We start from the raw sequence: 13,586 nt of genomic DNA, 5'->3' as shown, positions 1-13,586 counted from the left end.
TGTGATAATCGCCATATGTGTATTTATGTAATTTCACCTAAAAATTTAAGTCATGGGAAAATTTGTGATTAAAACTGCCAGCAACGGTCAGTATTATTTCAACCTAAAGGCAGACAATGGCCAGGCAATCTTGTCAAGTGAGCAGTATACCTCGAAAGCTGCTTGTAATAATGGAATAGAGTCTGTGAAAACAAATGCATCGAATGACGATCGGTTTGACCGGAAATCATCAACCAATGGAAAGTACTATTTCAACCTGAAAGCCAGCAATGGTCAATTTATTGGCACCAGTGAAATGTACGAATCCGCATCAGGAAGGGACAACGGAATTGCATCAGTAAAATCTAATGCGCCCAATGCCTCGGTTGTAGAAGAGTAAAAACAAAACAACGTTATGATAGCTATGAGCCTGCCCAAAGCAGGCTTTTTTATAAATCAGGTAGCTACATTTTAGGGATTAGGACAGCCACCAATATGATTATCCGTTAAATGTTCCTCCGGAAACGTCAATATGCCACATTCCTTTATCTAGACATATCAAAGGGCTTTGCTTATATACCGCACGCATTACTGTTAAGTGGGCAAAAGATACGAGCTGAAGCCTCATTCCTGAAAATCGGACTTTAACTAGCTACCCAAATTTTTCGCCATCCTCATTTTGGCTACGAACTACCTCAATTAGGCTACGACCAGCAAATATCATTCATCGACTTTTGTCTAACAAAAATCAAAAATGAAGATATGGAAACGAAAAATGAAAAAACGGCCGGCAAAGTTTGGTTTATAACAGGCGCATCCCGTGGCTTTGGTAAAGTTTGGGCAGATGCCGCATTGAAGCGTGGCGATAAGGTTGCTGCTACTGCAAGAAAGCTTTCGGGTATCACCGATTTAAAAGAAAAATACGGAGACAATGTGTTGACGCTTGAACTGGATGTAACCAATTCGGAACAGGTTAAGTCAGTAGTAGCACAGGCATATGCCCATTTCGGAAGGCTTGATATCGTACTTAATAATGCAGGTTATTCCCTGGTCGGCACCATTGAAGAAGCCAGTGCTGAGGACGTAAAGGCCATGTATGATACCAATGTTTTCGGTGCGCTGGCGGTTATTCAGGCAGCGTTACCTCTTTTGCGTCAGCAAGGTGGCGGTCATATCATGGGAACATCCAGCAACCTTGGTCATGTTACATTGCCGGTGATTGGTTACTATTGTTCTTCCAAGTGGGCGTTCGAAGCGATTCACGAAAGCCTTGCATTGGAAGTGAAGCCTTTCGGTATTAAAGTAACTATTATTGAACCGGGCGCTTATGCTACGGAGTTTGGTAGTCAGGAATCTCTGAAATTTGCGGCAGGGATGGATATTTATGCTGATTTTAAGAAGCAGTTTGTAGATAGCCTGAAAGACATGGAAAGAGGTGATCCGGAAGCCACGCCGGAAGCGTTGTTTAAAATAGTGGATGCTGAAACCCCTCCGTTGCGTTTCTTCCTTGGTAGTCATAATTTGCCATGGGTGCGCAAAGATTATGCAGCGCGTCTGGCAACATGGGAAGCATGGGAATCAGTTTCAAACGCGGCACAGGGGAGCGCAAAGTAAGTTTTTAAAAGATCAACTATAACCGGCATTCACACAGGATACCGGTTATAATTGTATTAATTTTCAATCATGAAAAGGAAAGAAGGAGCACCGTATAATTTTAACTCGCTGTCGGAAGCAGCGAGGGTCTTTGGCCTGCCAAACCCGCAACATCCGCTGATATGTATGCTGGGTGCCGAAAGTAACCAGGTTCTTGAGAATTTTATGCCGCAGTCCCATGTGCTTAATTTTTACAAAATCTCGTACAAGCCCAGGCTTAGCGGCCGGGCAAGGTACGGGCAGCACTTTTATGATTTTGATGAAGGAGGTTTGTTGTTTGCAGCTCCCGGTCAAATAATAGGTGCTGACGATGAGCACCAGGGAGCATGTTCGTTTTATACCCTGCTGATACACCCTGATTTTTTCCTGACCTATCCTTTGGCCAAAAAAATTAAGCAATATGGCTTCTTTTCTTATTCGGCCAATGAGGCATTGCATTTATCTGACAAGGAAAAGGAAACCGTCATTTCCATTTTCAGAATCATAGAGGAAGAGCTGAACAGCAGGATAGACGAGCTTAGCCACGATGTAGTTATTTCCCAGATTGAGCTGCTATTGACCTACGCCAACCGTTTTTACAAACGTCAGTTCATAACGCGCAAATCTCATAGCAGTGACCTCTTGGAAAAGCTGGAAGAAATATTGGAAGATCATTTCAATAACGATCGGTCGGCGACCCAGGGCATACCAACGGTGCAATATCTGTCGGGGCTGCTGAATATTTCACCAAGTTATTTAAGTGATATGCTACGCTCGCTCACCGGACAGAACGCCCAGCAGCATATCCACCATAAACTCATAGAAAAGGCGAAGGAAAAACTATCCACTACCAATCTTTCCATCAGCGAAATTGCCTACGAATTGGGCTTTGAACACCCGCAGTCGTTCAGTAAACTCTTTAAAACAAAGACGTCCCAATCGCCGATAGCGTTCCGGGCTTCGTTTAATTGACGGCTCGACAGCTTCCATAAATCTGCCGCGATTATGTTATGAACTCCCGTGATACGAATATGCCGGTTATTGTTGTCCTGCAGAATTTTGTATTTCAAACTAAACAATTTAGAAATGAAAAAGGTATTGATTACAGGAGCCAACAAAGGCATTGGTTTTGAAATGGCAAGGCAATTAGCTGGAAAAGGGTACTATGTCTTTATGGGGAGCCGCGATTTAAAGAATGGATTGAATGCGGTAAATATTTTGAAGGCAGAGCGGTTGGATAATTTGGAAGCCGTACAGCTTGATGTTACCAATCAGCAGTCCGTAAAAGCGGCACGTATTGAAATTGGCAATAAGACCGATGTGTTGGATATTTTAATCAACAATGCGGGCATAAATGGTATTGAATTTAATGGCAACACACCCATCATGCACAGTTCTCTGGAAAACCGGCGTTGACAAATTCAAGGAAGATCGGCTGTGAATATGTACACCATTGCTTTGGCCTTTGAATTACGTGAGACTAACCTTAAGGTAAACGCGGTAAGCCCGCCATCTACGGCTACTGATTTCAATCATCATCTGGGGACGAGTAGTGTGGAAGTAGGCGCACTGTTCCGGGGCAAATCCAACTGGGTGTTATATCCGTGACTTTTAAAGTTTCTGGTATGCTGAGCAATACGTCCATGTCCATAATATATTTCAACATGATCCCTATCATAGACAATCCGGACTTCTTTCCACCAGTTGTATCACACGTCTAAATGAACATAGAAAAACAGAATAAATATCTCTTTCTGTCCCAGTGCTTATAAATCTACCCAAGTCTGTATAGGGGCATACCAAATTGAGTAGTCTTGGAATCGGATGTTGCCAGTACACCACATGATGACAACTGGAAATTTTTCTAGAGTAGTGATACCAGGTCTAAGATGAGATCCTCGGTAGGTTAAGCGGTAGACGTAGATTTCAAATTTATACTATTGTGATTTGCGTATAAGTATCTTTATGTCAATATTTTAATCAATTTTTCACTATTGCCGTGTGCATTTGATTCTGGAATGATTTTTTTAGAATGAAGTAGCCACTTAAAATTATCGTCAAATGGAGAATGATTTCACTTCTACCGTAGCGTTGCATTTGGAGCAAGGAATTGCGTTATATATCAATCACAGTCTAGAACTGATTGGCTTTTTTGAGGAACAGAAAATGGAACAGCTTGTAGTCGAATTTCCTTGTGATTTTTTATCACACCAGGGACATAAGCAAATCGAGCAAGCTTCTGAACTAATGGAGCTCAATGCAATTTATTTTGACTCCCTGTCGAGGATCAAAGAAGAACTTCAACAGGAGTTTGCTTCACCTTCCAATGGGGACCGCTAAAAATGTGCCCTATAAAAGGTAAAAATATTCGTTTTGAAATGTAGATTGAACGGAAGTAATCTTTGCCCACTTAGGCGTTGTTGTTCAAAAGGTACACAACCAATTTATTTTTTCCTTGTGATAATGTCAGCGAAAGTAAAATGTAAAAGAGAACATTGTTTTTCTTCATTGCTTGCCGGACAATGTGGGCCGTATATTTTTTTGTTTTAAGCAGCATCCTGAATTTTTCTTACCAGTTTGAGAACCCAATTTCTTGGAATAAATCCGGCAGTACTCGCCAGGATATTATTTAGGAATCCCGGTATGGCTACACTTTTCCTTTCATCATAGCCTCATAACCATATGCAGCGACTTCTTTTGATGGGCGAAGGTTACCATTATTGAAAAATTTACTGTTCTGCATAGAAGCTGCCTGCTGAAAACCGCTTTCTGTCGGCCCGGGACAAAATGCAGTAACGGTCTGTGTCGTCCTGATTTTACTTTACAGTTTTTGATGATAATCCTGATTTGACTTTACGCTTCTTTTTTGGGTAGATGAGTTAACGGTCTTTTTTTACTTTCCATCAGAGATCCGCCAGATCATTTATACCACACCAATCTGATAAAGAACCTGCATGGGAAAATGAAAAAGTACACGAAGAGCAAGGTCTAGTTCCTAACTGATGAAGCGGTACCTCAATCTGCTTACCTGGCACTCAGGGAGGCTTTAAGAAAATGAACCATGCCCATACGAAACTGGTGCATGATCTTAAATCAATTTTTGACTATTTTTGAAAATAGGGTCAGGCCGTAAGCTTTGCCCAATACCGATTCAAATCTTTGCGCCGTCAATGCGATAGTCCCTCCAATTAAATATGAACTACCTCTATTTTGTCTTTCTCCTGTTACCTCTATACTGCAACGCCCAACTACTTGAACTGCGCCCGTCGGTGGAATCATATGCGGTTACGCCCAAAGTAGAAATATACAAGGACAATTCTGGAAAGTTACATTTTCAACAAGTTCAACGCCAAAAATTTATTTCTTCCGGCAAAACAGGACTTCTGTTCCCTTTTTCCAACAGCGCTACCTGGCTGAAAGTGATATTGACTAACTATAATCCGAACCAAAAAAATTGGGTATTGGAATGGGATAATGCAATGGCTGAAGAAGTTGATTTTTACATATCCGAACGCAATGGCACCTATCGGGTCAGGAAAACGGGAATGGCAACTCCGAAAAAACCAAATTTATTGACCGGAAACAAACCTATACTGGCATTCGATCTGGATTACCTGAGGAGTAAAACCATTTACATGAAGGTTAAGGGACAAAGAGCACATTATGCATCCGTTAATCTATTTTCCGCCAGCGCGTATCGTAATCATGAAGTGAATCAGCTGAATATCGTCGCCTTTCTTTCCGGAGCAATCGCAATCAGATTAGTTTATGTATTTCTGATGGCCATCTTTGCCGTCAAGGACAGCGACTTTCGCCGTTATGCGGTTTTGCTTGGCGCACGCTCATTTGCTTTTTGGGGATTATATGGCATTCTTGGTTATTTTTTCTCAAATCCAACGATCTCGTTAAAGGTTAGCTTCCTTTCATTCCATTTTCTTCCTTTAGCGTTAATCGTAGCCCTGAGGGTGATATTCCCCGGCAGCCACGTCCATTCATGGATCAACAGAATACTTCAGCTCATTGTAATCAGCACGATATTTCTGGCTGTCGGCATCCTGTTCAGCTATCGATGGGAGCTACTTTTAGCAAGCACGTACCTCATGCTAGCTACCCAGCTCTTTATTCTGGCGATGTATCTGCTTGCCATTGTAAAAAAATATCCCATTAACTGGAACTATTCGCCTGCGTATTTGACAGGATTACTTGGCTATCTGTTTATCCAGATGCGACTCGTTGGCTGGGTCGATTTTATCTGGGTTTTACCCACAGCGTTTATTTTCTTTATCCTTGAATTTCTGGTTTTCGGTTATTCTCTGGGCAGGATTGTGAGGGACTATGAACGAAAACGGTCATTAGCCTTTCAGGAATTAGCTTTCACCAAAGAACAAACCCGGCAGGTACGGGAGATCGATCGGCTCAAAACCCGCTTCTTTACCAACATCTCCCATGAGTTCAGAACGCCGCTTTCCCTCCTTACGGCACCCTTGGAAGAAATCCGGCAAAAATATCCGCAGGAACGACTGATCCCTTTGATGCAGCGGAATGTGAAACGGTTGCAGCTATTGATTGGTCAAATACTTGACTTGTCCAAACTGGAAGCAGGAGCATTCAAACCTGAACCTAAGCACGGCGATATCGCCTGCTTTTTATCCTCTATTGTCTCTTCCTTTGAGTCTCTGGCACAAAGCAGACATGTTCATTTTTCTATTCATCAAAGCCATCCCAACTATGAGACTGATTTTGACGCGGATAAGTTAGAAAAGATTGTCACAAACCTGCTTTCCAATGCTTTTAAATTTACGCCTGCTTATGGTTATGTCCAAGTGGCTATCTCGTATTCCATGACCAGCCTGGTCTTGGAAGTAAAAGATACGGGAAAGGGTATTGATCCTCAGCGGCTGTCCCGCATATTCGACCGCTTCTATCAGGCGGATGACACCGCGGAGCAGAACTTTGAGGGAACAGGCATTGGTTTGGCATTGGTCAAAGAGCTGGTTGATCTGCTCAAGGGGAAAATTATGGTAAAAAGTGAAGTAGGCAAGGGGACAAGTTTTACGGTTACATTGCCTTTAAATCAACAGTATTCAACAGCCCTGCCCGGCTATCAAGGAAAGTCGGTAGAGCAACCTGACGACCTGTCTGTTACGTTTCTTTCAGGCGATCCTTTGTCTGATTTAAATCAGCCTGAAGAACTCCCTATTCTGCTGATTGTAGAAGACAACGTCGATTTAAGAATGTATTTGCATGCGTTATTTGAGCCCTACTACCGTGTAATGGAAGCAACCGATGGGCAATATGGCCTGGATAGGGCCTTTGAGACAATTCCTGATGTAGTCGTAACCGACCTGATGATGCCCCGGATTGACGGCTTTACATTATGTCGGCTACTTAAATCAGACCAGCGTACAAGCCACATTCCGGTCGTGTTACTCACCGCCAAAGCGACCCTGGCTGATCGGCTCGAAGGATTTGAATTAGGGGCCGACGACTACCTGGAAAAACCTTTCCATAAAGAAGAACTACTCCAGCGGGTCAACAACCTGATTCGGCAACGCGCTCTTCTTCGCCAAAAATTCAGCCTTTTGGCTACTAACCCTAAACTTACCCAGCCACAACAGTTGGACAACCAGTTTATAAGGAAAGCCCAGGAAGTTGTGGAGCAGAATCTGGGCAATAGCCGTTTCACTGCGGACGATTTTAGTGAATTAATGCAAATGAGCCGTTCGAATTTACACCGCAAGCTAAAAGCACTGACAGATCAGACGACAAGCGAATTTGTTCGGAATATCCGCCTTCAAAGAGCGTCTCAACTTTTGAAACAAAATGCCAGCACGGTTTCGGAAGTTGCCTATCTGGTAGGTTTTGAAAGTCTTCCCTATTTCTCCAAAACGTTTCAGGAATACCATGGCGTATCGCCGTCGGCAATCAATAGAGCTAAGGAAATCTGACTTACTCCCGTTTTTGAAAGTGTGATTTTACACATTTTTACAAAAAAGGAACAACGTTGTGATTATAAAATAGTTGGCTAAAAAAATCAAATCTTGCCGGGTAGCTTTTTTTTCCTGCAACATAAGAGGAAAAGATTGCAACATTGGCGCTAACGCTCACTTAGCGGATATAACTAGGTTTGTACCGTCACGACCGATGGATTTTCAATGGTTGTCAACACCAGCCCCCCCTCTACGATTTGCCCCTTGAAAGATGTATTTGTTAAACCACTTAAACTAATTTCCTCCTTGATTTATTTCTATTCGTTCTGGTTCCTAATTCGGGTCTTTATTTCCAATTTCTACTAAGGAAACCACGATCCCGGCTACCTATTTTTTGACGTTGTTTACCAATTTAAAAGGTTATGACTTAAACAATGGGGCTGCTGCCGGCTTGGCCTAAACAGACAATTAACTAGTGACTCTTTTAAATCCTTCTACCATGAAATTTTTTTTATTCTGTATTTTCTCTGTTATTCTTTGTTCAACTTCTTTAAAAGGTTTTGCAACGGACAGAACTTTTACCGGAACAGATGCAAACTGGCATACAGCTTCTAACTGGTCACCTTCCGGGGTGCCAGGCACTTCGGACATGGCTTTTATACCAGCAAATAAAGCGGTTACGGTAAGTTCTAACACGAACGTTGGGGCTATCAACATTGATGGAACGAATGCTCATCTCACTGTGAATTCCGGTGTAACGCTTACCATCTCGGGCAGTCCCGTAATTGATAACGGATATTATTGCAAAATAGTGATTAACAACGCTGCAGAACTCATCAACAACGGGACGATTGATTTCTCCCTTTCAGCTGACATAGAGGCATTGATTGTAATTAAAACAACGGGAAACGTGACAAATAATACATCAGGAGCAATTACTCATCAAGGACCGGCTTCAAGAGTCTCGTCAAAAGCTATCTTTAATGACAACGGCACCATCTTAAACAACGGCTTGATTGACATAAATTGTTCAACGTCATTGATCACCATGAGACCTGGCGGAGAGGCGACCAACGCTTCAACAGGTACAATTACCGGATCATCCGCTTACATTATTGATATGGATCAGGGTAACTTTAACAATTATGGGGTTGTCAAAAAATCAGGTGTTGGTCAGGGAAATACCAGTGTTCCATCCGGCAGTACCTTTACCAATTACAGTTGTGCCCGGTTAATTACCGGAAAACTTGAAATCGGTGGACTTATTTCTAACAGTGGTTACCTGATCGCTTCCGACAGTTTCTCAGGTGCCGGATCCATAACCAACAACGGTGTTTATATTTCGACAGGCAGCGCCACGATCACTAATAACAAACTGATAGTCAATAATTCTACTCCCATCTTTAGTTACGGAGCTTCCAATGATTTTACGATCGACGGTATATATAAAGACGCTTCTGCCCTCGTTTCTGCGGGTACTTTCACAGCGCCCAATGCGTTTACGCCAGTTGCGACTCTACCCGTTGGATCTCAAACGCTTTATGCTAAAGTAACAGCAGCAGGAGGAAGTTGCAGCTACACAGTTCCTTTTTCTTACAATTATGTCCCCTGTATTTCTTTATCTGCTTCGCCCGGAAATGTAAGTGTGACCTGGACAGGCGCGGAAAGTACCGATTGGAATGTTCCATGTAACTGGAGCCCCGCGTGGGTACCGGATGCTGCAAGCAACGTGGTCATACCAGCCGCACCTGTTAATCAACCTACTATTACTGCTAACACAGCCGCACTAGCCTACACAGTAGAAGTTAGAGCGGGCGCTAAGCTTACTATTTCGAATACCTCCACTTTGACGGTCAACGGAACAAGTACTTTTGTACCACGCTTATCCTTTTCTAACGGAGGCACGGTACAAAACAACGGCAAGATCATGATCGGCAATACTTCCGTGTTGGGTGTTTTTGGAATACGCAACACCGGCAATTTTTTCAACAGCACCGATGGCGAAATAAAAATTGACAGGTTTTCCGGTAAGGGATTATTCAATTCCGGCACATTTACTAATGCTGCCAAAATCACGATCGGCGAGAATGGAGAAAGCAACTTTGAAACCGGACTGGAAAACCAGGGTACTTTTTACAATAACGCAGGAGGTGAAATACAAATAGACCGATCTACCCGTTTCGGTTTATTTAATGAAGTGAATAGCGAATCATTCCACAATCGTGCGAAAATCATAATTGGCTCGCTTGCTAACGTTGGTTTGGCCGGGCTCTACAACAGTTCCAGCTTTATCAATGAAACGGGTGGAGAAATAATAATCGATAGAGGTTCGGGGTATCAATTGCTTAATGACGGAACCCTAAGCAATGCGTTCAAGATTACCGTGGGAACCAACTTCAATTCCACCGTTCCTGGAATTCAAAACTGGCTGAAAATCAACAATGACGCCAACGGTGAGATTATTGTTCAAAGAAACTTTTACAACAACGAAGGCTATTCACCCGGCACCGTTGTATTCAATAATGATGCCTGTGCAAAGCTTACAATCCTGAACGGCAATCTGATAAACGAAGCCACTTATACTATTAACAACTCAGGTTTGATTCAGATCAATGGCGGACTACAGAATACAGGCACATTCAACAACACAGGCCTGCTGAGTTACAATTCTATCTCCGGCATCCAACCCGTCAATGCTACGGATGCTTCCATAATTGTGAATAATAGCCAGCCAATTTTTACTTATGGTGGAACATTTGACGGCACAATAAATGGCATTTTTACGAACGAAGATGCGACTGTATCGGCCGGTGTTTTCACAGCACCCAATTCATTTACCCCGTCAGAGACCTTACCGGTGGGTTCTCAAAAACTATTTGCAAAAATAACACCTGCCAGTGGAGGTTGTGAATTTATCGTTTCCTTTACCTATCAAATGACTGCCCTGCCGGTTACCCTTATCTCTTTTACGGGTAAAAAACTGACTGAAAACCAAAACTCCCTTACCTGGGTCACAGCAGATGAAAAAGCATTCGGCTATTTCGAAATTCTGCGCTCGTCCGACGCCCGGTCTTTTGAATCGATCGGACGAGTGAGCGGAACCGAAAATAAAAATTCAAGTTTGAAGAGCTATAATTTCATTGATAATCTGGCCAGAGGTTATAACTACTACCGACTTAAGATGGTGGATCGCGCCGCGAACGGCCAGGATGGTCCACACGAGCTTTCCAAGATCATTTCGATCGCAAATTCTGTTGAAAATACGGTGGTAGGTAGCTTATACCCAAATCCCTCCAAAGAAATGGTATATGTTGATATCTATACCGAGCAAGCCGGAAACTGGAACATTACACTATTCAACCGGACCGGTACAATCTTGCGCAACGAAACCCGGATTTTGAAAAAAGGTATGAACAAAGTAAAATTAGATCAATTTCACCAGGGGATAAATTTGATACGACTTGAGAACGGAAATGTGAGCGAAATTAGAAAAGTGTTGAGAGAGTAATGGTATACCAGAGAATTCGGAAGTATTGACCATCTGATTCCGTAGCGGATTGATCATCAGTAGGCAATTGTTCGATAGGTGCTAAGTGATTGTCCGTCATTTTACTAAGCCGGTGAACTTCAGCCGAAACAGCTTGTCCTCAATTTTCGAATTCAGGTGATCAGTGGCTCCGAATTCTCGACTGCAAGGCGCATAAGTCGTTGATTTTTAACAAATTATATTGGAAGCGTTTCCTCCGCTATTTTTTATTGAATTTAACTAACTGATTTTCAATACTAAATCAAATTAGCAATCTGAAAAAATTACTTGAGTTGGTGAGCAATTCGGTGAGCATTTCCCGAGCAGCTTGGGTGCTGACCTGGGAAAAAAAATAAGCGTATTTCGCGTTTTTAAATTATGAATTTGTTCGTCAAACCTACGCGACGGTTTGGTACTTAACCCCCCAATGCTCTAACCTTATTTTCCTTTGTCCATCATTTCAGCACACTTACAGTAAAATGGGTACAAATACAATCTTTTGGCAATAAGGAGGGCTATTTGCGACACTTTTATTTTTTATGATCGCTTGCTGCAAGTTAGCTTTTCGGTATTTTTCAAAATGGAAGAAGGCAAATAAAGAAATTAATATCGCTATCAATAAACTTGATAGATAAAATAACGGAAGAGATGAGAATACTGCCATACTTTTTATTGATAGCCAGCAAGTTAAGTTGTCTCTGATGATTTTGGGAGAACGAGGGATAGATTCACATAAGAAAGTGTACGGGAGAAAAGGACAACTTCTCGTTGACAGTGGTGGAAGGCTATGATTTGCCAGAGTTCATGCCGCTAACTGGCATGACGGTGCCGCTGCATTGGGATTCATGCCAGATATTATTTGTCAAAACGAGCGCTTTGGAAAATCTATGGTGATCAAGCCAATACCGGAGTTTTTGCTGGTGAAATTGAAAAACTTGATATCAAATTTGAGAAAGCTGCCAAGCCTGAATCATCCAAAGGCTTTGTGCCAGTTGCCAAACGATGGGTCGTTGAGACGGCGCCGGCGGACCGGAAAAATTGCCTGGTCAAATTTTTTAAGAAGGATTGTTAAAGATTATGAATTTCCTGGCTCCTCCAGTACAGGATGGCTGTATTTAGCAAATATTCAAATCATGTTGCAACGAATTTATCCAACAGACAAAACATAATTCACAAACACGCTCTAAATCTGTCGGATGGTTATACCACTCAAAGCGCTGACTTCGGCGTACTGCTAACTATAAAGTTCAAACAGAATACTGGACGCGACTTTTGTTGGGACCAGTACCCGCGTTTTTATTACAATTTTTCACCAGAAGTACCGGTTCAGAATTATGCCCAGATCCTGATTAATACCGAAACGGAAGAAACGACCGATGAGCTGGCTGAGGAGCTTTCGCATGTGGTGGATAACCTCGTTCCGGAAGGGGTGGTACAGGTAAAACTCATGCAGCAGGGGCAGCCGCTGAAAGCGCCGGTGGAGGTCAGAATTATCGTGGAAGACATAAACCGACTGAAACAGATCGCGGCACAGGTTGCTGAGGTTGTTAAAAAGGCCAAAGGAAACCGGCTGGTGCGCAATGATTTCCGCGAGGATTATTACGGGGTCGCCATACAGCTCAAAAACGACGCAAGCCGTCTGCGGTTTACCACCACCGGAATCCGACCAAGTAACTACAAGTTTCCATTCGCACCCGAACGGAATGACCTTGTTCGAGCTCCACTTCGGGGGATGTATATGTGTTTCTTCTCGTCGCCGTTCCTGTTTAAAACTTCTTCGCTGGGAGCATGGCGGTTTTTTTTACGTGACTTAGGTTCCGTAATTCCGCTATATCTGTGAGAGTTGAGGTTATCCGGAGCAATGCAAAAGAAACAAATGGAGACCAGTGTTTCCTGTCTCTTCACGGAGCGAAGTCTTATGTCAGTAGGAACAAAGCAAATGGAGCAGAATACTTTTTCATGAACCGGACCGCAGAGCCCGACAGTTTTAACTTATATTGTTTTGGATTAGATCACTTACTTGATGGCCTGATGCAGAACAGGATTTTAGCCTGCACAGAACATATATGAACTTGTCTGCTTAAGCTAAACTCTGCCGGAATACTCCTTTGTGACTGATATTGACTTAAATTCCCTCGTTATACAGAACCTTCTGTTTGGGAGGCTGTGGGCATAGCGCCCGAGTTGGCTTTTTTAGATTTATCTTCTTCTTTTTGAGCCTTTTTTAATTTCTTATCTGCTTTTTTTAGCACTCTCATCATCTTTTTCGCAAGCTTATTGGCGGTTTTTTTTACGGCCTTGTTAAGCGCTTTCGGCTGTGCAACAACTCCGGTCAATGTAGTCTGAATTGTCACAGTAATACTTTCAGCTAATTCTTTTTGCTTTTTCATAGTTGTTATTTGATGTCATATGAGCCAAAGCTACAATTTGATTTCTAAAATGTAACATTAAGTTTTTCGAGAACGTTTATCGCATAGCGTAAACTTCCTATCCTGGTATTTTTTCGCTCCGAGAATTTT

At 42.5% G+C, this 13,586-nt stretch carries 10 protein-coding genes; 9 read left to right on the top strand and 1 reads right to left on the bottom strand.

From position 1 onward, the window contains the following. Window positions 1-52: 52 nt before the first annotated feature. From DYADSP32_RS05695 to DYADSP32_RS05655, 9 genes are all read left to right on the top strand, one after another. On the top strand, window positions 53-379 hold the full coding sequence (locus DYADSP32_RS05695; protein ID WP_149243621.1) for a YegP family protein: 327 nt from the start codon (window positions 53-55) through the stop codon (window positions 377-379). 362 nt (window positions 380-741) lie between these two features. Next, complete coding sequence (locus tag DYADSP32_RS05690) at window positions 742-1,593, top strand: SDR family NAD(P)-dependent oxidoreductase (RefSeq protein WP_149243622.1); 852 nt, start codon at window positions 742-744, stop codon at window positions 1,591-1,593. A 69-nt stretch (window positions 1,594-1,662) separates the two neighbouring features. After that, the gene (locus DYADSP32_RS05685; protein ID WP_149243623.1) at window positions 1,663-2,583 is read left to right on the top strand and encodes a helix-turn-helix transcriptional regulator; all 921 of its coding nucleotides are present in this window, start codon (window positions 1,663-1,665) and stop codon (window positions 2,581-2,583) included. A 114-nt stretch (window positions 2,584-2,697) separates the two neighbouring features. Continuing rightward, the gene (locus DYADSP32_RS05680) at window positions 2,698-3,027 is read left to right on the top strand and encodes an SDR family NAD(P)-dependent oxidoreductase (protein ID WP_414617546.1); all 330 of its coding nucleotides are present in this window, start codon (window positions 2,698-2,700) and stop codon (window positions 3,025-3,027) included. Between the two features lie 27 nt (window positions 3,028-3,054). Continuing rightward, window positions 3,055-3,219 carry a hypothetical protein gene (locus DYADSP32_RS05675; RefSeq protein WP_414617545.1) on the top strand — a complete coding sequence of 55 codons (165 nt, stop codon included), beginning with the start codon at window positions 3,055-3,057 and terminating at the stop codon, window positions 3,217-3,219. A 453-nt stretch (window positions 3,220-3,672) separates the two neighbouring features. Next, a complete protein-coding gene (locus DYADSP32_RS05670; protein ID WP_149243624.1) occupies window positions 3,673-3,951 on the top strand; it encodes a hypothetical protein in 279 nt (92 codons plus the stop codon). A gap of 854 nt (window positions 3,952-4,805) precedes the next feature. Further along, entirely contained in the window at window positions 4,806-7,559 is a 2,754-nt protein-coding gene (locus DYADSP32_RS05665; protein WP_149243625.1) for an ATP-binding protein, read from the top strand. A gap of 481 nt (window positions 7,560-8,040) precedes the next feature. Continuing rightward, window positions 8,041-11,049 carry a T9SS type A sorting domain-containing protein gene (locus tag DYADSP32_RS05660; protein ID WP_149243626.1) on the top strand — a complete coding sequence of 1,003 codons (3,009 nt, stop codon included), beginning with the start codon at window positions 8,041-8,043 and terminating at the stop codon, window positions 11,047-11,049. 1,123 nt (window positions 11,050-12,172) lie between these two features. After that, on the top strand, window positions 12,173-12,907 hold the full coding sequence (locus DYADSP32_RS05655; protein ID WP_149243628.1) for a hypothetical protein: 735 nt from the start codon (window positions 12,173-12,175) through the stop codon (window positions 12,905-12,907). Window positions 12,908-13,205: 298 nt separating this feature from the next. Here DYADSP32_RS05655 and DYADSP32_RS05650 read toward each other — a convergent pair whose 3' ends face one another. Further along, window positions 13,206-13,457 (bottom strand): hypothetical protein, encoded by a 252-nt coding sequence (locus DYADSP32_RS05650; RefSeq protein WP_149243629.1) that lies wholly within the window; start codon window positions 13,455-13,457, stop codon window positions 13,206-13,208. Window positions 13,458-13,586: the final 129 nt, after the last annotated feature.

The sequence above is a fragment of the Dyadobacter sp. 32 genome (genome assembly GCF_902506755.1).
Taxonomy (GTDB): Bacteria; Bacteroidota; Bacteroidia; order Cytophagales; family Spirosomataceae; genus Dyadobacter.
Note: the sequence above shows the minus strand (reverse complement) of the source record. Positions and strands in the feature narration are given on the sequence as shown.